Consider the following 23,062-nt stretch of genomic DNA (forward strand, 5'->3'; position numbering starts at 1 on the left):
GCGCCGCCACAGCGACGGGTCCGCTCGGAGCACGGACACGGCACGGATCGCCACATCGACGCGACACACCGACGCGGCACTCCGACGGTCACCGTCAGGACCGACTGCCCGGTGGTGGCGCGGTGTCCTCGTCGCGCTCCCGGCGCGGTTCCGACGGCGGCCCGAAGCGCCCGGTCCCCCCAGCAACGTCCTTCCCCGCCCTGTCCGCCTTCTCGGCCTCGGCCGCGCGCGCCCGGTGCTCCCGCACGGCCGAGTCGACGTCGCGCTCCAGCGGGGTCCTGTCGACCGCGGTCGTCAGGTCCTCCAGCGCCCGCAGCTGGAGTTCCGCCCCCCGGCGCACCACCCGCTCCTGGACGCCGCCACCGTCGTCGCCCTCCCACGCGTCAAGTGCCTTCTCCACCCGGTCCCACTCCGGATTCCTCCGGGCGCGTACGTCGCGTGCCGCCTGTGCGGTGTCCGCCTCGACGGCCTCGGCGAACAGCGCCGCCTCCGGGACCGGCGGTCCGTCGCGGGTGGGCAGATGGGTCTCCAGCAGCATCGCCGCGCGCCCCAGCGCCCTGATGGCCTCCGCGGCGTCCTCCGCCTCCCTGCGGTTGAGCCCTCTGTGCCGCACCGGTTCCTGCTTGGCCCGGTCGAAGGCCTCGTCCCAGTCGGCGTCGGCCTCCCTGCTGTCGAGCAGGGCTTTCCGTACGTCGGCGAAGCCCTGGGCCGAGGGTTTCGCGTAGCTCCGTACCACCGCCGCCGCGTACCGGCCGTTCGCCGCCAGCCGGTCCGCGAGCCGGTCGAGCAGCCGCGGGGTCTCCCAGGCCGGGTAGACGAGGTAGGCCAGCATCGCGAGGATTCCGCCGAGCAGAGTGAGGAGCACCCTGTCCGGCACGGTCTGGTCCCACTCCTCGCCGCCCATCCCGAGCAGGAAGACCACGTACGCCGCGGTGAAGGCCTGCGAAACCGCGTACCCGGTGCGCATCACCAGGTACGACAGCGCGGCCGACACCACGGCCAGCCCGCCCGACAGGTAGGCGTCGGGGCTGGTCAGCTGCACCACGCCGGTCGCGAGAGCGACCCCGACCAGCGTGCCGGCGAACCGGGCGACGGCACGGGCGTAGGTCTGGTGGAAGTCGGGGCGCATGACCAGTACGGCGGCGATCGGCACCCAGTAGCCGTGGCCCGGGGAGAGCAGGCCGCCCACCAGATACCCCACAGGGGCCACCACCGCGAGCCGCAGGGCGTGGCGGAGGACGGTGGAGTCGGGGCGGAGTTCGCGCCGCATCTCGCGCAGGACGACGGGCAGCACCCGGATCAGCGTGGGGCGCATCCGGAAGGGGGTCTCCGCCGACTCGCCGTCCTCGGCCCGCGCCGCTCGCCGCTCGCCGCACTCGGCGACCTCCAGCACCTCGCGGAGCAGGGTGACGAGCCGTACGGCGGCCTGCCGCGCGGCCCCTCGAAGTACCTCGTCGGCCTCGGCGCCCGTGGGCGCGCCGTCCGCCTCGGGCCGCCGGTTCGCCTGGTCCACCGCGTCTGTCCCGTCCGCGGCGCCCGCGGGGGCGATCCGCAGCACGTCCATGACCCTCGGCGGCACCTCGGCCCGGGTTCCGCGCCGGATCGCCCGGGCGGCGGCGTCGAGGACGTCCGCGGCCGCACCCAGCAGTTCCCTGGCACGATCCCGCTGCGGGCCGTCAGCGGGCGCGCCGAGGGCGGGATCGGCGAGGGAGGCGACGGCGGGGCGGATCCGTTCGGCGAGGCCACGCGTGCCGTGCAGGGCGGGTGGACGGTGCCGCGCCTGCAGCGGGGTGACGGCCGCCGCTTCACGGGCCGTCATCAGCGCCCCCGGGTCGAAGGGTGCCGTGGGGTCGTGGCGCAGTCGGCGGGCGTAGTCCGCGACGGCGGCGAAGGCGTCGGCGAGGGCGTCGCGATGGGCTCCCCATCTGCGGACGGGGAACAGCAGGATCAGCGTCGCCTGTACGACACCGCCGAGGAAGATGACCACGGCGTGCTCCACGGCCTGCACGAGGCTGCCGGGAAGGGTGATCGTCACCAGCATGGCGGCGACGGTGGCGGTGGAGACGATGCCCGCCGTGGGGCCGGCGGCCCAGGCCATCCCCGCCAGGAACGACCACAGGGCCAGCAGGAGGAGGAAGGTGACGACGTTCCCGGCGGCGACGTAGCCGAGGAAGGTGCTGACGGCCAGACCGGCGCCCGCGGCGAGCGCGATGACCTTCCGGGGGCGCCAGCTCCGCTGGAAGGTCGCCGTGCCGGCCGAGAACGCGCCGAGCGCGGAGGACGCGGCGTAGGCCGGGGAGACCAGCCACAGGGACAGGCCGAGCACGATGGCGACCCCGGCGGCCGCACGGATCGCGACCAGGGGTTCGAGCCGTTTCCGCTCGATCGCCAGACCGGTGCGCAGGATCTCCCTCAGCGCGCGCAGCCACGTCACAGAACGAGCCTACGGGGCCCGCGGCCGATGCTCGCCCCGGAAGCGCCCGGCGCAGGAGAGGGCCCCGACCAGGACCACCGCGGCTCCACGGTCCAGGTGGGCACGGTGAATCGGCCCCGTCCGCCGTCGCGGAACCGGTCTGTGCGGCCGGGCCGCCGGGACGGCGCGGGAGCGCGCTGTCGGTGGCTCATGGGACAGTCGGATCCGTGCCGGGTGCCGTGGGAGGGGACCATGAGAGAGCTGCCCGAGATCGTCGGACGTGACGCGTTCGACGCCCTGGTCATCAGGACCGACTACGGCGACGAGGCCGCCTGGCGGGCGGTGGTCGCGGACCTGAACCGGCGATGGGGGGACGACGACGAGTTCGACCCCGCGGTCCACCTCGTGGACGATCCCGTATGGGCCGATCGCACGCCCGAAGAGGTCCTGGGCGCGGTGAGGCGGGACGAGGAGCTGTGCGTGGTCTTCCTCGCCGACCGGGTCACGATGCGGTCCGCCGGCCGGGCCCTGCTCGCCCTCGACGTCTTCGAGGAGGAGGACGACCTCGACCCGATGTACTACCAGGAGCTCATCGACTCCCCGCCGCCGCGGGAGTTCCGGACCGTCCCGGCCGAAGTCCACGTCGTGCACGCGAATCTGTCGATCGGCAACATGGACTTCGAGGAGTTCGCCGAGACGGCCGTCGCCGAACCCGACCCGGTCCACCGGTCCTTCTGAACCGTGCCCGCCATCGACGGGTACGCGTCGGGCGCGGGCGCCGAAGTCCGCCGGGCAGGGAACCGCCGGGCGCGGCCTCGGGCGGGAACCGCGTCACTGCCCTGACACCAAGACTTCACCTGCCCAGCATCACCGCGTGGTGGAGGAGGCTTTGTTCGCGCGTACGGTCCAGGGACACCCGATCCGGCGACGGACGACACCGCCCCGTGCACACCAGAGCGATGTGCTCGGGCATCGGACCGTCCAGGCCGACCGGCGTGCCCTGGGGCGTGAGGAACCCCGCCCCCGCACCCCCGGACCACGGACACGATCCGTGCCGCCGGACGCGGCGAGCACGCGGGCAACCAGGACATCCAAAACCGTTCGGGATGTCCGCAGTGACCAGGAATGGGTCCAAGAACTGACGGGGACGAGCCGCCCGGCCGGGTTCGCGCCGCGGGACCTGCCGAGGGGCCGGACGGGCGCGAAGCGCGTCACCCCGACGGAGCGCCGGGGGCGACCGACGGGCCGCCTCGTGCCGGTCCGGACGCCGTCAGACCATGGCCTCGTCGACGTAGCACCAGCGCCAGTCCTCCCCCGGCTCGAAGGACTGCACGATGGGATGTCCCTCGTTCTCGGCGTGCCCGCTGGCGTGCTTGAGCGGCGAGGAGTCGCAGCACCCCACGTGGCCGCAGGTGAGACACAGTCTCAGATGCACCCAGGGCGAACCGAGCCGCAGGCACTCCTCGCAGCCCTGGGGGGTGTTCGGCGACACCGGGCGCACCATGTCGAGGTGCGGATCGGTCTCCATCACGGGCGGCCTCCGTTCGGCGGTGTACGGGGATCGGGGGGAGTACGGGTTCAGCGGCGGCCCTGCACGGTCTGCTCGACCCATTGGCGCAGGGCGGGTGCGGGGGCCGCTCCCGCCTGTCTGGCGATCACTTCTCCCCGGTCCATGAGGATGAGGGTGGGTACGGCCTGCACCTGGAACCTCTGCGCGATGCGCGGCGCCTGGTCGACGTCCACCTTGACCAGCTTGATCCGGCCGGCCATTTCCCGTGCGACCTGCTCCAGCGCCGGACTGACCATGCGGCACGGCCCGCACCAGGTGGCCCACAGATCGACGAGGACGACGGGCGCGGCCTTCTCGGCGACCTCCTCGAAGTCGGCGTCGCCCGCGTCGGCGATCCACGGGAGCGGGGACGCGCAACTCCCGCAGCGCGGACGGCCGTCGGCGGCCGCCGGCACCCGGTTCCCGCGGCCGCAGTCGGCGCACACGACCGTCATGCCGTCCGTGTTCGTCGGGCTCGCACTCATCGGGCTCACGCGGCCTCTTGCACGGAACGCGGCCGGCTGGGCGCGTCCTCGTCGTAGGTGACGACGAGTTCGCCGTCCTTCTCGCCGACCCGGATCGTCGAGCCGTCCCGCACGTCACCGCGGATCAGCGCGCGGCCGACCAGCGTCTCCACCTCGTGCGAGATGTAACGGCGCAGCGGCCGGGCACCGTACACGGGATCGAAGCCCTGCTCGGCGATGTGCTCGCGGGCGGCGTCGGTGAGCTCCAGGGTGATCTGGCGCTCCGCCAGCCGGCGGCGCAGATCGTCGAACTGCAGATCGACGATCTTCTTGATCTGCTCCATGCCGAGGGGCTTGAACAGCACGACGTCGTCGATGCGGTTGAGGAACTCGGGGCGGAAGTGCGACTGCAGGTCGCCCATGACCAGGGCACGCGTCTCGGGCTTGATCTCGCCGTCGGCGGTGACGCCGTCGAGAAGGTAGGTGGATCCGATGTTGGAGGTCATGATGACGACGGTGTTGCGGAAGTCCACCGTGCGGCCCTGCGAGTCGGTGATGCGGCCGTCGTCCAGCACCTGCAACAGGGTGTTGAACACGTCCGCGTGCGCCTTCTCGATCTCGTCGAACAGGACGACGGAGTACGGCTTGCGGCGGACGGCCTCGGTGAGCTGGCCGCCCTCCTCGTAGCCGACGTATCCCGGGGGCGCTCCGACCAGCCGGCTGACCGTGTGCCGTTCCTGGTACTCGCTCATGTCGAGGCGGATCAGGCTCTCCTCGCTGTCGAAGAGGGCCGCGGCCAGCGCCTTGGCCAGCTCGGTCTTGCCCACGCCCGTCGGGCCGAGGAACACGAACGAGCCGATCGGCCGCCGCGGGTCCCGGATGCCGGAACGGGCCCGGATGATGGCGTCGGTGACGAGCCTGACCGCCTCGTCCTGGCCGACCACGCGCTCGCCGAGGATCTCGTCGAGCCGCAGCAGCTTCTCGCGCTCGCTCTCCTGCAGCCGGGTGACGGGGATGCCGGTCCACGCGGCGACGATCTCGGCGATCTCGTCCTCGGTGACCACCTCGTGCAGCAGCCGGCTCTCGCCCTGCTTGGCGGCGAGCGAATCCTCCTCTGCCGCAAGCCTCCGCTCCAGTTCGGTGATCCTGCCGTAGCGCAGCTCCGCGGCGCGGTTGAGGTCGTAGTTCCGCTCCGCCTCCTCGGCCTCCTGCCGTGCCTGCTCCAGGTCCTGGCGCAGTTCCTGCACCCGCCTGATGGCCTGGCGCTCGGCCTCCCACTTGGCGTGCATCGCGTCGGCCTCGGCACGCAGGTCGGCCAGTTCGCGCCGCAGCTCCTCCAGGCGCTTGCGGCTGGCCGGGTCGGTCTCCTTGTCGAGTGCCGCATCCTCGATCTCCAGCCGCGTCACCCTGCGGGTGATCTCGTCGAGTTCGGCCGGCATCGAGTCGATCTCCGTCCGCAGCCGGGCGCAGGCCTCGTCCACGAGGTCGATCGCCTTGTCCGGCAGGAACCGGTCGGAGATGTAGCGGTGGCTGAGGGTGGCCGCGGCGACGAGTGCGGTGTCCTGGATCTTCACCCCGTGGAAGACCTCCAGGCGTTCGCGCAGCCCCCGCAGGATGGAGATGGTGTCCTCGACGCTGGGCTCGTCCACGACCACCTGCTGGAAACGGCGTTCGAGAGCGGCGTCGGACTCGACGTACTTGCGGTACTCGGCGAGTGTGGTGGCGCCGATCATGTGGAGTTCGCCGCGCGAGAGCATCGGCTTGAGCATGTTCCCGGCATCCATGGCGCCCTCGGGGCCGCCGCCCGCCCCGACGACGGTGTGCAACTCGTCGACGAAGAGCAGGATCCGCCCCTCCGCGCCTTTGACCTCGCCGAGCACGGCCTGCAGCCGTTCCTCGAACTCGCCCCGGTACTTGGCGCCCGCGACCAGGAGGCTCATGTCGAGAGCGAAGATCGTCCGGTCGCGCAGCCCGTCGGGTACGTCCCCGCGCACGATCCGCTGGGCCAGCCCCTCCACGATCGCCGTCTTGCCGACGCCGGGGTCACCGATCAGGACGGGGTTGTTCTTGGTCTTGCGGCTCAGGATCTGGATGACGCGCCGGATCTCGGCGTCGCGGCCGATGACCGGGTCCATCCTGCCGCTGCGCGCCTCGGCCACCAGGTCGCGGCCGTACTTCTCCAGGGCCTCGTACGAACCCTCGGGCGTGGCGGAGGTGACGCGCTGGTGCCCGCGGATGGAGGTGAGGGCGTCGAGGAACGTCTCCTTGGTGACGCCGAACTCCTTCAGCAGCCGGCCCGCGGAGGTCCTCGATCCCTCGTCCACGAGGGCGAGGACGAGGTGTTCGACGGAGACGTACTCGTCCTTGAGCCGCTTGGCCTCCTGTTCGGCGGCGTCCAGGACCTGGGCCAGCCGCTGCGTGATGAACACCTGGCCCGGCTGGGCTCCGGGCCCGGTCACCCTGGGCCGGCGGGCCAGCGACTCCGTCACCGCCGTGCGCAGCGCCCGGGTGTCGACGTCCGCCCGGTCGAGAAGCCGCGGCACCAGGCCCTCCGGCTGGTCGATGAGGGCGAGCAGCAGATGCTCGCCGTCGACCTCGGTCTGGTCGAGCCGCGCGGCGATCGTCTGTGCCTCCTGCAGGGCTTCCTGCGACTTCTGCGTCAGCCGGTTCATATCCACGATTCATCACTCCTGGCGCCGGCGTTGCTGCGCCGCAGCGCGTCCTCCAGCTCGCTGATCCGGTCGAGCAGATCGAGCACCAGACCGAGGGAGGCGTAGTTGAGGTGCAGTCCGGCCCTTAGGCGTTGGATGCGGGCTAGTGCCGAGGGTGCGCTCTGGTCGAACCACAGCCGGCCGTCGGCGCCCCGGGTGGCGTCGACCAGGCCGAGCGCGACGAACCGCCGCACGACCTCGGGGTGGAGGGAGGCGCGGCGCGCGACGGCGTCCAGGTCCAGTCGGGGTACCGGATCCATCGCGTAGCGGCGTACGACGACGTTCACGCCCGACTGCCGGGCCGTGGGCGTCGCCTGGCGGTGCCCGGGGGCCCGCCCGGCGGACCGGGGGTCGTGGGTCATCCTGGCTTCCTCGGGTCGAAGGCGGAATCGGCGGCCAGTTGCTCGAAGAGCTCGCGTTCGCGGTCGGACAGCTTCGGCGGCACCATGATCCGGACCTCCGCGTAGAGGTCTCCGTCGGCGCCGCGGGGGTTCGGCATCCCTTCACCGCGCAGCCGCAGGCGGCGGCCGCCGGACGAACCGCCCGGCACGGTGACCTTGGCCGTGCCGCCGGGCGTGGGCACGGGCACCGTGGCGCCCAGCGCCGCCTCCCAGGGGGTGACGGGAAGCACCACGTGGATGTCCCGGCCCTCCAGCCGGAACCGTGAGTCCGGTTTGATCCGCACGCGCAGGTACAGGTCTCCCGACGAGCCGCCGCCGCTCCCCCGGCCGCCCTCTCCGGCCAGCCTGATGCGCTGGCCGTCGACGACCCCGCGGGGGACGGTGACGTCGTACGTCCGAGGGCCTTCCGGTCCGGAGAGGGTGATGACGCGCTTGCCGCCGTGGTAGGCCTCCTCCACGCCGAGCCGGATCTCCGCCTCCTGGTCAGCGCCGGGCACGGGCCCTCTGGCCCGGGCGCCGCCGCGGCCGAACAGCCCGCCGAACAGATCCTCGAAGTCCACGCCGGAGCCGTCCCCGTGGCCCTCGTCGCCGTCCCCGAAGTCGGACACGAAGCGGACGCGGCGGCCGTCGCCGCCCGGTCCTGCGCCGGTCCAGGCGTATCCGCCGCCGCCCCGGGCACCCGCACCGGCCGCGACGCGCTCGTCGTAGTCCTCGGGGACGTCCCGGAAGTCCTCGCCGAACCGGTCGTAGCGACGGCGTGTGTCGGGGTCGGACAGCACGCTGTACGCCTCGTTGATCTCCCTGAACCGCTCCTCCGACTCCGGGTCCTTGTTGACGTCGGGGTGGTGGCGGCGGGCCAGCTTGCGGAACGCCGCCTGGATCTCGTCGGAGCTCGCACCGCGGCCGACCCCGAGCACGTCGTAGTAGTCGCGCGCCATGGGCGGTCACTCCTGCCGCTTGTTCACCACGACGGCCGCGGGACGCAGCTGCCGGTCTCCCTCGCCGTAGCCGGGCCGCTGGACCCGGACCACGGTGTTGGGTTCGGCCCCGGGGTCGTCGACCAGACCGACCACCTCGTGCTGGGCCGGGTCGAACGGGACGCCCGTGTCCTCGTAGCGGGGGTATCCCAGGCCCCGGAGCACCTCGACGGCGAGATCGCGCACGGCCCGGACGCCCTCCAGCACGGCGGACGGATCGGATCCCGCGTGCTGGAGGGCGAGTTCGAGGTTGTCGACCACGGGCAGCCAGGCCGCCGACGTACGGGCCCGCTCGTCGCTCCGCTCGCTCTGCAACTCCCGCGCATGACGCTTGCGGAGGTTGTCCAGGTCCGCGAGGGAGCGCCGCCAGTTGTCCCGCAACTCATCCAGCTCGGCGGTGAGTTCACCCATGTCCGGCTGCGCCTCCGGGGCCGGCGCCCCGGTGGGCTCCTGCGGCGGTGCCGGTTCCTTGTCGGTGCTCATGGACGGTCTCAGCCCTTGTCGAACTCTGCGTCGATCACGTCGTCCTCGGACCCTCCTGCGCCTACGGACGCGCCCTCGTCGGCCCCCGCTCCGGCCGCGGCTCCCGCGGCGGCGCCGGCCTGGTGCGCCGCCAACGAGGCGTGGACCTGCTGGAGTTCGGACGTCAGCGACCTGGTCCTGTCGACGGGCGCCCCCTCCTGCACGGCCTGCCGGGCGTCGCCGACGAGCATCTCCGCCCTGGCCTTCTCGTGCGACGGCGCGGCGTCACCCAGCTCCTGAAGTCTGCGCTCGACCTGGTAGGCCACGGCATCCAGTTCGTTGCGGGCGTCGACGGCCTCGCGCAGCGCGGTGTCCTCGCCGCGGTGCCGCTCCGCCTCCTGGACCATCCGCTCGACCTCGCCCTGGTCGAGGTTGGAACCCTCGCTGATGGTGATGCCCTGCTCGGCTCCGGTGTCCTTGTCGCGTGCGGTGACGTTCAGGATGCCGTTGGCGTCGACGTCGAAGGTGACCTCGATCTGCGGTTCGCCCCGCGGTGCCGGCCGGATGTCCTTCAGCTGGAAGCGCCCGAGGACGCGGTTGTCGGCGGCCATCTCGCGCTCGCCCTGGAGGGCGACGATGTCGACGGCCGGCTGGTTGTCCTCGGCGGTGGAGAACGTCTGCGTCCGGCGGACGGGGACCGTGGTGTTCCGTTCGATGAGCCTGGTCATCACACCCCCGCGGGTCTCCACGCCCAGCGAGAGCGGGGTCACGTCGAGCAGCAGGACGTCCTTGACCTCGCCCTTGAGCACCCCTGCCTGGATCGCGGCGCCCAGGGCCACGACCTCGTCGGGGTTCACGCTCATGTTCGGGTCCTTGCCGCCGGTCAGCCGCCGGACGAGGGACTGAACGGCCGGGATGCGGGTGGACCCGCCGACGAGGATGACCTCGTCGATGTCGTTCGCGGTGACCTTGGCGTCGGCCATGGCCTGCTGGACGGGTTCGAGCGTCCGCTCCACGAGGTCTGCGGTGATCTGCTCGAACGTCGACCGCATCATGGTTTCCGTCAGATGCTTGGGGCCGGCCGCGTCGGCGGTGATGAACGGCAGGCTGACCTGCGTCTGGGTCACGGAGCTCAGTTCGACCTTGGCCTTCTCGGCGGCCTCGAACAGCCGCTGCAGCGCCTGGGGGTCCTGGCGCAGGTCGATGCCGTTGTCCTGCTGGAACCTGTCGGCCAGGTAGTCGACCAGACGCCGGTCGAAGTCGTCGCCGCCGAGATGGCTGTCACCGGCGGTGGACCGCACCTCGACCACGCCGTCGCCGACGTCGAGCAGGCTGACGTCGAACGTACCGCCGCCGAGGTCGAACACCAGGACCGTCTCGTGGCCCTTCTTGTCCAGACCGTAGGCGAGGGCCGCCGCGGTCGGCTCGTTGATGATGCGGAGTACTTCCAGGCCGGCGATCTTCCCGGCGTCCTTCGTGGCCTGGCGCTGGGCGTCGTTGAAGTACGCGGGAACGGTGATGACCGCCTCGGTCACCCGCTCGCCGAGCTGCTTGCCGGCGTCGTCGGCCAGCTTGCGCAGCACCAGCGCGCTGATCTCCTCCGGTGAGTACAGCTTGCCGCGCACGTCGAAGCGCGCGTTGCCGTGCTCGTCCGGGACGACGTCGAACGCGACGGCCTTGGCCTCGTCGGATGTCTCGTCGTAGCGGCGGCCGACGAAGCGTTTGGCCGAGTAGATGGTTCCCTTGGGGTTGAGGATCGCCTGGCGGCGCGCCAGCTGGCCGACGAGCCGTTCTCCCGTGTCGGTGAAGGCGACGACGGAGGGGGTCGTGCGGCTGCCCTCGGAATTGGGGAGAACCGTGGCCTCGCCGCCCTCCCATGCCGCGATCACCGAGTTGGTGGTCCCCAGGTCGATTCCGACTGCCTTGGCCATCAGGTTCTCCTTCGTCGCGCGCGCGGTTCACAGGTCCGGAAGCGGATTCACAGGTCGGGGAGCGTGCCGTCACCCTTTCTTCGGGTCGTCGAGGAGGTGTTCGCCTCCTTCACTTCGGGCCGTCGAGGAGGTGGGCCTCCTTCGCGCAGCGGCCCGGCGCGGCGGGCAGGCCGTACTCCCGACGCGGCCCGTGGGCGGTCGGCCGCGGTCGTGCCGACGGAGCGGTGCCGTCGTGGCCCGGACGTGTGCCATGCGCGATCGCCGCGTCCGGCGGTTCGGCTGGTCCATGATCCGTCGACTCCCCGCGTCGCCGAGCGCCGTCGGCCCGTACGCCTGGCGTCGCGACCCCGAGGACTTCGCAGCCGGCGCCTGCCAGGTCCCCATGCGGATGCGCTCCCGCCCTGCCAGTACAAGGGTGACGACATAAGCCAATCGGGGCAATTCGGAAGTTCTCTCTATGTCCCCGAACGGCATCGGGCCACGCGCCTCACCCTCGGCGACCCCGCCGGCACGGTGGGCGCGGAGCGTCCCTGCCTCGGGTCCCCGGCGTGCCCGGCGCGCGCAGCCCGCCGCTCACCGCCGGGCGGGCCGGTGCGGACGAGGGCCGCCCTCGGCCGCGGGACGGACGGCCCGCTCGCGGCGGCCGGGCGCGGGAAGGAGGGCGGCTGCGACGAGGACCGGGCGGCGACGGCCCGCGAGCGAGGCGCCCGCAGGCCCTCCCCACAGTCCGGTCCGGGCGTACGTCCGCCCCAGCCGGGCGGCCCGTCGTTGATCGGTTGGGCGCCCTCCCCGCACCCCGTCCTTCCACGGAGATCCGGTGCGGGCGGCGCGTCGGCCGTCGAGGACGTCGGCGCCTGCCCCGGACCGAGCGGTGGGCCCCTCCGCCCCGGCGGCCGGAGCGGCCGAAGACCTCGACCGGCGCCGGCGTGGCCGAGCGGGATCACCACCGGCGCGAGGACCCGACGGTGTGCGCGGGGCGAACCAGCCGCGCGAGCACGACGGCGGCCACGGCGCACGGGGTGAACGCACCGTGCGCCCCGGTGCGGCGGCCCCCGCCGCACCGGGGCCGGGGGTCAGCGCGCCGGCGCCGCCAGCAGGGCCGCCGCGGACACCGTCAGGGGATCCAGGCCGCCGTGGCCGGCCTCGGCGTCCTCGATGAGCCGGGCGCGCATCCGGGGATCCCAGAAGGCCCGGATGTGCGCGGCGATCTCCGCGGCCGCCGCGGCGGGATCCCGGTGCCGGAACTGCGCCGCGATGTCGTTGGCCAGCCGTACGTGGGCGGCGACGGGCGGAGGCGCCATGGCTCACCTCTCCCCGGCGGCGACGGGCCCGGTGGCGGCCGGTTCCGCTGCCGGGGGCCGCTTCAGGGCGACCTGGACCGCCGTCACCTTGTACTCGGGGCAGTTGGTCGCCCAGTCCGAGTGCTCGGTCGTCACGACGTTGGCGCCGGTCGCCGGATGGTGGAACGTCGTGTACACGACGCCGACCGGCATCCGGTCGTCGATCCTGGCCCGCAGGCTGGTCTCGCCGACCCGGCTGGCCAGTGCCACCGTGTCGCCGTCGCGGATGCCGCGCACCTCGGCGTCGTGCGGGTGCAGCTCCAGCACGTCCTCCGGATGCCAGGCCACGTTGCCGGTACGGCGGGTCTGGGCGCCCACGTTGTACTGGGAGAGGATGCGGCCGGTGGTGAGGATCAGCGGGAACCTGCGGGTGCTGCGCTCCTCGGTCGGCACGTAGACGGTCTCCACGAACCGGCCCCGGCCGCGGACGAATCCGTCCACGTGCATGATGGGCGTGCCCTCGGGGGCGTTGTCGTTGCACGGCCACTGCACACTGCCGACCCGGTCGAGCTTGCCGAACGACACCCCGGCGAACGTCGGTGTGGTCATCGCGATCTCGTCCATGATCTGCGAGGCGTCGTCCCATTTCATCGGGTAGCCCATGGCCTGGGCGATCTCGCAGACGATCTGCCACTCGTGCTTGCCCGTCCTCGGGGCCATGACCGGCCGCACCCGGTTGATCCGGCGTTCGGCGTTGGTGAAGGTGCCGTCCTTCTCCAGGAACGAGGTGCCCGGCAGGAACACATGGGCGAACTTCGAGGTCTCGTTGAGGAAGAGGTCCTGTACGACGACGAGCTCCATGGCGGAGAGCGCGGCCGTCACGTGCCGGGTGTTGGGGTCGGACTGGGCGATGTCCTCGCCGTGCACGAACAGCGCCCGGAACGTGCCGTCGACGGCGGAGTCGAACATGTTGGGGATGCGCAGGCCCGGCTCCGGCTGCAGGGTCCGCCCCCACAGCGTCTCGAAGACGGAGCGCACCGCGTCGTCCGACACGTGCCGGTAGCCGGGAAGCTCGTGGGGGAACGAGCCCATGTCGCACGAGCCCTGGACGTTGTTCTGCCCGCGCAGCGGGTTCACCCCGACGCCCTCGCGGCCGATGTTGCCGGTGGCCATCGCGAGATTGGCCATTCCCATCACCATGGTCGAGCCCTGGCTGTGCTCGGTGACGCCGAGACCGTAGTAGATGGCCGCGTTGGGCGCGCCGGCGTAGAGCCGGGCGGCCGCGCGCAGTTCCTCGGCCGGGACGCCGGTGATCCCGGCGACCGCCTCGGGGCTGTGCTCGGGCCGGGCGATGAACCGCTCCCACGCCTCGAAGTCCTCGCAGCGCTCCGCCACGAACGCGCGGTCCACCAGCCCTTCGGTGACCACGACATGGGCGAGGGCGTTGACCAGCGCCACATTGGTGCCGGGCGCGAGCTGGAGGTGGTGAGCGGCCTCGACGTGCGGGGAGCGCACCAGATCGATGCGGCGCGGATCGGCCACGATGAGCCGGGCGCCCTGGCGCAGCCTGCGCTTCATGCGGGAGGCGAATACGGGGTGGCCGTCGGTGGGGTTGGCGCCGATGACGAGGATGACGTCCGCCTTGGCGACGGACTTGAAGTCCTGGGTGCCGGCCGAGGTGCCGTAGGTCTGCTTCAGCCCGTAACCGGTCGGCGAGTGGCAGACCCGGGCGCAGGTGTCGACGTTGTTGTTGCCGAAGGCCGCGCGGACCATCTTCTGGACCGCGTACACCTCCTCGTTGGTGCAGCGGGAGGAGGTGATGCCGCCGATCGCGCCGGCTCCGTGCCGGGCCTGGATGTCGAGCATACGCCGCGCGACATGGCCGATGGCCTCCTCCCACCCGACCTCGTGCCAGGGGTCGGTGATCCGCTCGCGCACCATCGGCTTCAGCTGCCGGTCGGGGTGCGAGGCGTAGCCGAAGGCGAACCGGCCCTTGACGCAGGAGTGGCCCTCGTTGGCCCCGCCGTCCTTGTACGGGACCATCCGGACGACCTCGTCGCCGCGCAGTTCGGCCTTGAAGGAGCAGCCGACGCCGCAGTACGCGCACGTGGTGACGACGCTGCGGGTGGGCATGCCGAGCTCCACCACCGAGCGCTCCTGGAGGGTGGAGGTGGGGCAGGCCTGGACGCAGGCGCCGCAGGAGACGCAGTCGGACTCCATGAAGCTGCCGCCTGCGCCGGCCGCGACCTTGGAGGCGAAGCCGCGGCCTTCGATGGTGAGGGCGAAGGTGCCCTGCACCTCTCCGCAGGCCCGGACGCAGCGGGAGCAGGAGATGCACTTGCTCGCGTCGAAGTCGAAGTAGGGGTTGGAGCTGTCGGTGGGCTCGTCGAGGTGGTTCTCCCCGTCGAAGCCGTAGCGGACCTCCCGCAGCCCGACGACGCCGGCCATGTCCTGCAGTTCGCAGTCCCCGTTGGCAGGGCAGGTCAGGCAGTCCAGCGGATGGTCGGAGATGTACAGCTCCATGACGCCGCGCCGCAGTCCGGCGAGTTCCGGCGTCTGGGTGCGCACCTTCATGCCGGGGGTGACGGGCGTGGTGCAGGAGGCGGGTGTGCCCTTGCGGCCGTCGATGTCGACCAGGCACAGCCGGCAGGAGCCGAAGGCCTCGAGGCTGTCGGTGGCGCAGAGCCTGGGGATGTCGATCCCGGCCTCGGAGGCGGCGCGCATCACCGAGGTGCCCTCGGGGACCAGCACTTCCGTGCCGTCGATCTCGACGGCCACGGTCGCCTCGCCGGGCCGTGCCGGGGTGCCGTGGTCGGGTTCCTTGATCAGGGTCATCGTCGCGCCTCCTTCGTCGCTCCGAAGTCGCCGGGGAAGTGCTCCAGGGCGCTCCTCACCGGCATGGGGGTGAGCCCGCCCATCGCGCAGAGCGAGCCCTCGGTCATCAGGTCGCAGAGGTCGTTCAGGAGAACGAGGTTGGCCGTCCGGTTCTCGCCGGCGACGATCCTGTCGATGACCTCCGTGCCGCGCACCGCCCCGATGCGGCACGGCGTGCACTTGCCGCAGGACTCCGCGGCGCAGAACTCCATGGCGAACCGGGCCTGCCCGGCCATGTCCACCGTGTCGTCGAAGACGACGACGCCGCCGTGCCCCACCATCGCGCCGGCGGCCGCGAACTCCTCGTAGTCCATGGGCAGTCCGAAGCGGGACGTGGGCAGGTACGCCCCGAGCGGTCCGCCCACCTGCACCGCCCGCACCGGCCGTCCCGAGCGGGTTCCGCCGCCGTAGCCCTCGACGAGTTCGCCGAGGGTGACGCCGAAGGCGGTCTCGACGATGCCCCCGCGGGCCACGTTCCCGCCGAGCTGGAACACCTGGGTGCCGCGGGAGCGGCCGGTGCCGAGGTCCGCGAAGGACTTGGCGCCGTCGGCGAGGATCATCGGTACGGACCCGAGGGTGAGGACGTTGTTGACGACGGTCGGCCTGCCGAAGAGGCCCTCCAGCGCCGGGATGGGCGGTTTGGCCCGGACCGTGCCGCGCTTGCCCTCCAGGCTCTCCAGCATGGAGGTCTCCTCGCCGCAGATGTACGCGCCCGCCCCGACCCGTACGAAGAGGTCGAAGTCGAGGTCCGAGCCGAGGACGCCCCGGCCGAGCCAGCCCTGCTCGCGGGCGGTGGCGATCGCCGCGCGCAGGGTGGCCACCGCGTCCGGGTACTCCGACCGCACGTAGACGTATCCCTCGCGGGCCCCGACGGCGCGGGCGGCGATGGTCATGCCCTCGATGAGGGTGAACGGGTCGCCCTCCATCAGCATGCGGTCCGCGAACGTGCCGCTGTCGCCCTCGTCGGCGTTGCAGCACACGAACTTGAGTCCCTCCCCGGCCTCCTGGACGGTCTTCCACTTGACCCCGGCGGGGAAGCCGGCGCCGCCGCGGCCCCGCAGTCCGGACTCGGTGACCTCGGCGACGACCTCCTCGGGGCCGAGTTCCAGTGCGCGCCTCAGTCCGGCCAGCCCGCCGTGCGCGAGGTGGTCCTCGGCCGAGAGCGGGTCGACGACCCCGACGCGTGCGAAGGTGACCCGGGTCTGGTCCCGGAGCCAGCCGATGTCCTCGGTGGGGCCGAGGCACAGCGGGTGGGCGGCCCCGTCGAGCAGGCCGGCGTCCAGCAGTCCCTCGACGTCGCCGGGCGCGACGGGGCCGTACGCGATCCGTCCGGCGGCGGTCACCACCTCGACCAGCGGTTCCAGCCACAGCATTCCGCGCGAGCCGTTGCGGACGACACGGGCGGGGTGTCCGGCCGCGGCCGCGGAGATCCGCTCGGCGACCTCGTCCGCGCCGACCGAGCGGGCGGCGGAGTCGCGGGGCACGTAGACGGTCACGGGAGAGCTCATGCGTCCGCCCCCTCGGCCGTCAGCAGGGCGTCCAGCCGCTCGGGGGTGACCCGGCCGTACAGCCGGCCGTCGACCTCGACGGCCGGTCCCGTGGCGCAGTTGCCGAGGCAGAAGACCTGGTCGAGGGTGATCTCGCCGTCGGAGGTCGTCTCGCCGAAGGAGACCCCGAGCCGATTCCTCGCACGCTCGGCCACGTCCGCCGCGCCGACCGCCTGGCACGCCTCGGCCCGGCAGATCCGTACGGTCCGCCGGCCCGGCGGACTCTGGCGGAAGTCCTCGTAGAAGGTGACGACGCCGTGGACATCGGCCCGTGACAGGTTCAGTTCGGCGGCGAGGACGGGGATCACGGCCGGATCGACGTACCCCAGTTCCTCCTTGACGGAGTGGAGCACGGGCAGCAGGGCGCCGCGCTCACCGCGGTGCGCGGCGACGATCGCCCGCACCCGGTCCTCCGGCGATCCCTCCGGCGACGGCTCCGTCGGTCGCTCCACCGACGGCCCGGGCAGTACGGCCATGACCGGCCCCTTCCACCGAACGACAGATAAGGGCACTGTCGTGCGGATTCGCGGGCGCGTCCAAGCGTTCTTCGCTATGGAGTGTTAGGCGCGGTCTATCAACGGGGTTGTACCTGCTGGTCGGAGGTGGTGCGGGGCGCCAAGTACCGGCGCAGCACGGCGTCGAGCTCGCCTGCCAGGTCCACCCGGTGGGCCACGTCGACGAGCGCGCGCACCAGGCTGAGCCCGGGATCCCGGTCGGCGAGAACCAGCCCGACGGAGTGGTTCCGGGCGGGCCGCTCCATGGGGACCAGGCACATGCCCTCGGGCACGCCGAACAGTCCCAGCCAGGCGTGGGCGATCACGCTCGACCATCGGCGGGTGGCCAGGTGCGCGTACAGCGCGGAGACGGTGTCGGTCTCCATCGACGCCTCCGCCCGCACCCCGGCGTCGGCGAAGTTGCGGTCCAGGATCCGGCGGTTCTGCATCTGCGGGGAGAGCAGGCACAGCGGCAGCCGCGCGACGTCCTCCCAGGTGGCCCGGGTACGGGCGGCGAGTTCACCGTCCCGCGGGGTCAGCAGCAGATAGCGCTCCCGGTACAGCGGCACGGTACGGACGTTGCCGAGCGGTTCGCCGTCCACGTAACTCAGTCCGACGTCGAGGTCGAACTCGGCCAGCCGGTGCACCATCTGCCGCGAGGAGAGCGATTCGAGCGATATCCGCACCTTCGGGTGCCGGTCGAAGAACGGAGTGGTCAGCAGTTGGGCGGCGGTGAGGGCGGTCGGAATCGCGCCCACGCGCAGCACGCCGGTGAGTCCGCCGTCCATGGCCGCGAGGTCGTCCCAGAGCGCGTCGCGCTCGGCGAGGATCCGGCGGGCCCACATCACCACCCGCTCCCCCTCGGGCGTGAAACCCTCGAAACGCCGGCCCCGGCGCACGATCATGAGCTTGAGTTCCCGCTCCAGAGTCCTTATGCCCGCGGACAGCGAGGGCTGGGAGACATGGCAGGCTTCGGCGGCCCGCGCGAAGTGGCGCTCGCGCGCCAGCGCGGTCAGGTACTCCAGTTGCCTGAGCAGCACGGCTGGACCCTACCCGCTCCCCGGCGGCGGCAGCAGTCCCGCGGCGGGCGGGAAGCGCCCGGCGCGAACGGCCCGTGCCCGGTGGGGCGATGGGAACCAAGTCGTTATCGGGGGCGAAGTGAACCGTGGTTCGCGGGAGGAGTACTCTGCGCTGCCATCAGACCACGTGTTCGGACCTCCGTGGAGGATTGATGAATGCACCCACCCGTGCGTGGAAGCGCTCGGGCGCTCTTATAGCGGGCGCTGCCTTCGGGCTCGTCGGTGTCGGCCTGACGGCCGCTCCGGCCTCGGCCCACACGCCCGTGTGGACGGTGACCTGTTCCGAGGTCACCGTCGACCTGAAGGCGTACAGCCCCAACGTCACCAACACGGTGACGGTCACCGTCGACGGCAAGGACCTGCTGCCCGTCGAGGCGTTCGGGCGTGAGTTCAGCAAGACGCTGCAACTGCCCGAGCACAAGGCCGAGGTGCAGGTGCGGCTCGTGGTGAAGGCCGGTGACGGGGACCGGTTCTCCCACGACGAGACCAAGACCGCGCCCGTGTGCGAGACCCCGAAGCCGTCGGAGACGCCGGAGGAGCCGGAGCCCTCGGACACCCCGAGCACGGAGCCGCCGAGCTCCGAGGCTCCGCCCGCGCCCGAGCCGAGCACCCCGCCCCTCGCCGAGACCGGCGGATCCAGTGCGACGCCCGTGATCGCGGGAGCCGCGGCCGCCGCGGTCGCCGCGGGTGCCGGCATCCTCGTGGTGACGCGCAGGCGCCGCGCCACCCGCGGCTGACCGCCCCCGGCGCGACGCCTGTTCCGTGCCCCGCGGCCCGCACGGCCGGCCGCGGGGCACCGTCGTGCGCGCACGACGCGCGTGTGGGACCGGTGCCGCTCCGGGGCCGGCGAGGTCGCCGGGACGGGGACGGGGACGGGTGCCGGCGCCGGGGACAGCCCTTGGGTCCGGTGCGGAACCGGAATGGGGAACTCCCAGTCGCGTGACGCCGGTCCGTGTCATGATCGCGCCCATGACCGTCACCGGAGTGGGACGTGCCGTGATCCTCGCGGCGTCGGCCGCCGTCCTCGCCTCCGGGTGCGGGCTGTCGGCGGAGCTGGAGCGGGAGGCCGATCCCGGGCGGACGGCAGAAGCGCGCCCCGGTCCCCGGGCGTCAGGTCCTCCGGTTTCCGGACCGCACGGCACCCGGCCGTCGACCGGTGCGCAAGCCCCCTCGCGGGGAGCCCCGGGAGAGCCGCCGTCCGCCGCGGAACGCTGCCCGGCCACGGGCGTACGAGTGTCGACCGGCATGGTCAGCACTGCCATGGGGCTGCGCGCCATGCCCGTGACGATCACCAACTGCGGCACGCGTGACCGGCAGCTGAACGGCTACCCCGACGTCCGCGTGCGCGACGCGGAGAACCGGCCGATGGACGTGACGGTGCTCAAGGGCCCAGGACCGATCACCCAGCTCGAGGACCCTGGCCCGCACCCGGTCCCGCTGCGCCCGGGGGAGTCGGCGCGCAGCGTGTTCGTCTGGCGCTACTCCGCCGTCGACGCGGCGACGCTGCGGGGCAGCGGGGTGTACGTGGAGATCGGCGCCCGCGCCGGTGACGCCCGGCAGACCGTGGAGCCGGATGGCGGGCTCGACATCGGCGAGACGGGTCTGCTCGGCACCACGGCGTGGCAGAAGGTCCCGGAGTCAACTGCTCGGCCGTGAACGACCAAGCGTGTCGACTCGGTTCGATACGGCTTGCTCCCGACTGTCCCCCACGGCAGGGCGGTCGCGGGTCACACGCCCGCGCGGCCGCGGCAAGCGTCCTCTACGGACGGGTGGGGTGCCATGGGGCATCAGGCCGGGTGGGCAGCGAGTTGGCGGCCAGGCGCACAGCGTAGACAGGTCGTCCGGCCGGGTCGGAGACGGGGCCGAGGTAGTGGTGGCCGGTCATGTGGCACCAAGCGGGCAGGTCGAGCGGTGCGGCCGGGTCGGTGGCGACGACGTGAACGACAGTGCCCGGCGGTGCGTCGTCGGTCTCCTTGCGGAGGCGCAGCAGGAGGGTGACGCAGAGCAGGCCGGTGCCGTCGACGGTGATGCCCGCAGCAGGGTTCTCGTGGTTCATCGGGCTCATCGGCGGTAGGAGGTGGCGGCGACGGCGGGCAGGAGGGAGAGGGAGAGGGAGAGGGAGAGGGAGAGGGAGAGGATGCCGCCGGTGAGGGCGAGGGTGCGGGCGGCGTAACCGGTGGCGGCGCCGTGATGCCGGAGGCCATGCCCCCGGCGGCGCCGGCGGTGGCGATGGAGACGTCGACCAACCTGCCGGAGGGGCGACGGAGAAGTCCGTCAGGTGCGGGCAGCATCGCCTCGGCGACCCGCGGGTCGACGGGGTAGTGCCGTTGTGGTCCGGGAACACGGGGCCGTCCGCGAGCCCGGGATGCGGCGGGCGCGTGGCGTGGGGGCCGCTCACGTCACGTCTGCCGCGTCGACGGGCAGTTCGGACAGGCGCCACTCCAGCATGCCGTCGTTGAGGCGGATCGCCTGGCGGCCGCGGTCGGTCAGCAGCCGTACGGCGTCGTAGGCCAGGACGCAGTACCCGCCCCGGCAGTAGACGACGATCTCGGTGTCCTCGGGCAGCTCGTTGATCCGGTCGGCCAGCTCCTGGACGGGGATGGAGAGCGCGCCGGGGATGTGCCCGGAGAGGTACTCCTCCGCCGGCCGCACATCGAGCACGACGACGTTTCCCGCAGCGACGCGGGCGCACAGCTCCTCGCGGCTCATCTCGCCGGTCGTGTCCTGGCCGAGGTAGGCGTCGCGCGCGGCGGGTACGGCGGCCTGGTGACGGTCGGCGACCTTGCGCAGCAGTGCGAACAGCTGGGCGACGTCGTCGCCGGCGAGCCGGTAGTGGATGCGCACGCCCTCACGGCGGGTTGCGACGAATCCGGCGTGCTTGAGCGTCTGCAGGTGCGCCGACGCGGTGGTCAGATTCAGCCCTGCCGCCCTCGCGAGCGCGTCCACGGTGCGCTCGCCCTGGGCGAGCAGATCCAGCAGCTCCAGACGCTTTCCGCTGGCCAGCGCCTTGCCGCTGGCCGCGAACGCATCGTACAGCCGGGCCTTCGTCGCGCTCTTCGTGTTCTGCGCCATGACATCCTCCATAAATCCATGGATTATTGTAGTAGAGGCCTCGGGGGCGTGACCACACACCCCCTCTCGAGAACCCGGAGGACGCCGTGGGCTTCGCGGACGATCACCTCGTCCCACTGGTCGACGAAGGGCTGGGCAACAGCGCCTACCTCCTCGACCTCGGTGACGGACGCGCTCTGACCGTCGACGCAAGCCGTGATCTGCGCGCCCTGCACGCGGCGGCAGAACGCCGCGGTCTGGGCATCGCGTTCGCCGCGGACACGCATCTGCACGCCGACTTCCTCTCCGGTGCCGTCCAGCTCGGGCACGACACCGGCGCCACGGTCCTGGCCTCCGCCGCCGGGCGGCGCGCCTTCGACCACCGCGCCCTGGCCGACGGCGAGGAGGTCGACCTCGGCGGGCTGACGCTGCGGGCGATCGCCACCCCTGGGCACACCGACGAGCACCTGTCCTTCCTGCTTCTGGACGGCAGGCGCGAGCTCGGCGTGTTCACCGGCGGGTCACTGATCGTGAACTCCGCCGCCCGCACCGATCTCCTCGGCCCGGAGCGCACCGAGGAACTCGCCCGTGCCCAGTACCGGTCGCTGCAGCGTCTGACCGCCCTGCCGGACGAGGTCGCGGTGTGGCCCACACACGGCGCCGGGTCCTTCTGCTCCGCCCCGCCCGGCACCGAGCGCACCACGACCATCGGCGCGCAGAGGGGGGCCAACCCGCTGCTCGGCGCACCGGATGAGGACACCTTCGTGTCCCAGCTGATCGCGAGCCTGGGCACCTACCCCGCGTACTTCGACCGCCTTGGCGAGATCAACCGGCGCGGCCCGGCGGTGCTGACTGCGCAGCCGCTGCTGCCCGCCCTGGCCGCACAGCAGGTCCGGGCGCTGACAGCCGACGGGGGTCATGTCGTCGACGTCCGCCCGGCCGCCGACTACGCCGCCGGCCACATCCCCGGGTCTGTATCGATCCCGCTGCGCGACCAGTTCGCCACCTGGCTCGGCTGGCTCCTGCCCGACACCGCACCCCTCGCCTTCGTCGGAGAGGCGGACCAGGACCTGAGCGAGATCGTCTGGCAGTCCTACAAGGTCGGATACGAGCGCCTCGCAGGCTGCCTCGCAGGCGGCATGGACGCCTGGCTCGCCGACGGCAACCCCCAGACCACCACCGCCTTCGTCACCGCCGACCGCGCCGCGGGCCGCCCCTACGTCGACGTACGTCAGCGATCCGAGTTCGCCGCCGGGCACGTCCCCGGCGCGGTCCACCTCGAACTCGGCGGCCTGTCCGCCGCCACGGACGTTCCGCACGGCGCGATCGTGGCCTGCGGGCACGGCGAGCGCGCCATGACCGCCGCCAGCCTCCTGGAGCGCTCCGGCCACCGCGACGTCACCGTCCTCGACGGCGGACCGGCCGACTACGCAGCAGCCCGGGGACAGCGACTTGTCGAGGGCACGGAGGACACCCACTCGTGAACGCCACCCCTACGGCCACCACACCGACCGACGCCGCCGGGCGGCCCGTACGGCTAGGTGTATTGCCCTGTGAGGTTGGGGACGCGGCTGGCGGGTGGTTTGCCTGCGAGCGCGGTGTGTCCGCGGTGGTGATTGTAGGTGTGCAGCCAGCCGGGGAAGGCGTCGCGTCGTTCCTGCTCTGAGCGGTAGGGGCGGGCGTAGGCCCATTCGTCGAGCAGGGTGCGGTTGAGGCGTTCGACCTTGCCGTTGGTCTGGGGCCGGTAGGGGCGGGTGCGTTTGTGGGTGATCTGGGCTGCCGCGAGGGTGTCGCGCCAGTCGCGGGAGCGGTAGCAGGCTCCGTTGTCG

20 protein-coding genes and 1 pseudogene are annotated in these 23,062 nt (G+C 72.5%); 5 read left to right on the forward strand and 16 right to left on the reverse strand.

Going from position 1 to position 23,062, the window contains the following annotated elements; genetic code table 11:
- Positions 1–94: 94 nt before the first annotated feature.
- The gene (locus BLT82_RS07130) at positions 95–2,434 is read right to left on the reverse strand and encodes an FUSC family protein (RefSeq protein ID WP_093652980.1); all 2,340 of its coding nucleotides are present in this window, start codon (positions 2,432–2,434) and stop codon (positions 95–97) included.
- Positions 2,435–2,665: 231 nt separating this feature from the next.
- On the opposite strand from BLT82_RS07130, the gene BLT82_RS07135 reads away from it, so the two are divergent.
- Positions 2,666–3,151, forward strand: coding sequence for a DUF6924 domain-containing protein (locus tag BLT82_RS07135; RefSeq protein WP_093653021.1), 486 nt, complete (start codon positions 2,666–2,668; stop codon positions 3,149–3,151).
- Positions 3,152–3,311: 160 nt separating this feature from the next.
- Positions 3,312–3,551: pseudogene (locus BLT82_RS37815) on the forward strand (IS200/IS605 family accessory protein TnpB-related protein); the annotation flags it as partial.
- Between the two features lie 132 nt (positions 3,552–3,683).
- Here BLT82_RS37815 and BLT82_RS07145 read toward each other — a convergent pair.
- The 12 genes from BLT82_RS07145 to BLT82_RS07200 form a co-directional block, all read right to left on the reverse strand.
- Positions 3,684–3,941: a UBP-type zinc finger domain-containing protein gene (locus BLT82_RS07145; protein WP_093652981.1), complete on the reverse strand. Its 258-nt coding sequence runs from the start codon at positions 3,939–3,941 to the stop codon at positions 3,684–3,686.
- A 50-nt stretch (positions 3,942–3,991) separates the two neighbouring features.
- Positions 3,992–4,447: a thioredoxin gene (trxA, locus tag BLT82_RS07150; protein WP_244291877.1), complete on the reverse strand. Its 456-nt coding sequence runs from the start codon at positions 4,445–4,447 to the stop codon at positions 3,992–3,994.
- Between the two features lie 5 nt (positions 4,448–4,452).
- The gene (gene clpB, locus BLT82_RS07155) at positions 4,453–7,104 is read right to left on the reverse strand and encodes an ATP-dependent chaperone ClpB (RefSeq protein ID WP_093652983.1); all 2,652 of its coding nucleotides are present in this window, start codon (positions 7,102–7,104) and stop codon (positions 4,453–4,455) included.
- A complete protein-coding gene (locus BLT82_RS07160; RefSeq protein WP_093652984.1) occupies positions 7,095–7,499 on the reverse strand; it encodes a chaperone modulator CbpM in 405 nt (134 codons plus the stop codon). The genes clpB and BLT82_RS07160 overlap by 10 nt, the downstream gene beginning before the upstream one ends.
- A complete protein-coding gene (locus tag BLT82_RS07165; protein ID WP_093652985.1) occupies positions 7,496–8,476 on the reverse strand; it encodes a DnaJ C-terminal domain-containing protein in 981 nt (326 codons plus the stop codon). Before BLT82_RS07165 ends, BLT82_RS07160 begins: the two co-directional genes overlap by 4 nt.
- Positions 8,477–8,482: 6 nt before the next feature.
- On the reverse strand, positions 8,483–8,998 hold the full coding sequence (locus BLT82_RS07170; protein ID WP_093652986.1) for a nucleotide exchange factor GrpE: 516 nt from the start codon (positions 8,996–8,998) through the stop codon (positions 8,483–8,485).
- Positions 8,999–9,006: 8 nt separating this feature from the next.
- Positions 9,007–10,908: a molecular chaperone DnaK gene (gene dnaK, locus BLT82_RS07175; protein WP_093652987.1), complete on the reverse strand. Its 1,902-nt coding sequence runs from the start codon at positions 10,906–10,908 to the stop codon at positions 9,007–9,009.
- Positions 10,909–11,981: 1,073 nt separating this feature from the next.
- The gene (locus BLT82_RS07180) at positions 11,982–12,209 is read right to left on the reverse strand and encodes a formate dehydrogenase subunit delta (protein ID WP_093652988.1); all 228 of its coding nucleotides are present in this window, start codon (positions 12,207–12,209) and stop codon (positions 11,982–11,984) included.
- Positions 12,210–12,212: 3 nt separating this feature from the next.
- Positions 12,213–15,023, reverse strand: a complete 2,811-nt coding sequence (gene fdhF / locus BLT82_RS07185; RefSeq protein ID WP_093652989.1) for a formate dehydrogenase subunit alpha — start codon at positions 15,021–15,023, stop codon at positions 12,213–12,215.
- On the reverse strand, positions 15,020–16,570 hold the full coding sequence (locus BLT82_RS07190) for a formate dehydrogenase beta subunit (RefSeq protein ID WP_093652990.1): 1,551 nt from the start codon (positions 16,568–16,570) through the stop codon (positions 15,020–15,022). The genes fdhF and BLT82_RS07190 overlap by 4 nt, the downstream gene beginning before the upstream one ends.
- Positions 16,567–17,085: a formate dehydrogenase subunit gamma gene (locus tag BLT82_RS07195; protein ID WP_093652991.1), complete on the reverse strand. Its 519-nt coding sequence runs from the start codon at positions 17,083–17,085 to the stop codon at positions 16,567–16,569. Before BLT82_RS07195 ends, BLT82_RS07190 begins: the two co-directional genes overlap by 4 nt.
- Positions 17,086–17,183: 98 nt before the next feature.
- The gene (locus BLT82_RS07200; protein WP_093652992.1) at positions 17,184–18,143 is read right to left on the reverse strand and encodes a LysR family transcriptional regulator; all 960 of its coding nucleotides are present in this window, start codon (positions 18,141–18,143) and stop codon (positions 17,184–17,186) included.
- Positions 18,144–18,334: 191 nt separating this feature from the next.
- On the opposite strand from BLT82_RS07200, the gene BLT82_RS07205 reads away from it, so the two are divergent.
- Together BLT82_RS07205 and BLT82_RS38545 are read left to right on the forward strand one after the other, a co-directional pair.
- Positions 18,335–18,919: an LAETG motif-containing sortase-dependent surface protein gene (locus tag BLT82_RS07205; RefSeq protein WP_093652993.1), complete on the forward strand. Its 585-nt coding sequence runs from the start codon at positions 18,335–18,337 to the stop codon at positions 18,917–18,919.
- A gap of 232 nt (positions 18,920–19,151) precedes the next feature.
- The gene (locus BLT82_RS38545; RefSeq protein WP_280142457.1) at positions 19,152–19,838 is read left to right on the forward strand and encodes a DUF4232 domain-containing protein; all 687 of its coding nucleotides are present in this window, start codon (positions 19,152–19,154) and stop codon (positions 19,836–19,838) included.
- A 103-nt stretch (positions 19,839–19,941) separates the two neighbouring features.
- Here BLT82_RS38545 and BLT82_RS07215 read toward each other — a convergent pair whose 3' ends face one another.
- Both BLT82_RS07215 and BLT82_RS07220 read right to left on the reverse strand, forming a co-directional pair.
- Positions 19,942–20,238: a sulfurtransferase TusA family protein gene (locus BLT82_RS07215; RefSeq protein ID WP_342029399.1), complete on the reverse strand. Its 297-nt coding sequence runs from the start codon at positions 20,236–20,238 to the stop codon at positions 19,942–19,944.
- Positions 20,239–20,576: 338 nt separating this feature from the next.
- Positions 20,577–21,254 carry an ArsR/SmtB family transcription factor gene (locus BLT82_RS07220; RefSeq protein WP_093653022.1) on the reverse strand — a complete coding sequence of 226 codons (678 nt, stop codon included), beginning with the start codon at positions 21,252–21,254 and terminating at the stop codon, positions 20,577–20,579.
- Between the two features lie 86 nt (positions 21,255–21,340).
- Here BLT82_RS07220 and BLT82_RS07225 point away from each other — a divergent pair, with 86 nt between their 5' ends.
- Positions 21,341–22,717 (forward strand): MBL fold metallo-hydrolase, encoded by a 1,377-nt coding sequence (locus BLT82_RS07225; protein ID WP_093652996.1) that lies wholly within the window; start codon positions 21,341–21,343, stop codon positions 22,715–22,717.
- 53 nt (positions 22,718–22,770) lie between these two features.
- Here the strand turns inward: BLT82_RS07225 and BLT82_RS07230 are convergent.
- Positions 22,771–23,062 (reverse strand): integrase core domain-containing protein (locus BLT82_RS07230; protein WP_143041478.1); only part of this gene is annotated, 292 nt, incomplete at its 5' end.

It is taken from the genome of Streptomyces wuyuanensis (genome assembly GCF_900103455.1).
Classification (GTDB): Bacteria; Actinomycetota; Actinomycetes; order Streptomycetales; family Streptomycetaceae; genus Streptomyces; species Streptomyces wuyuanensis.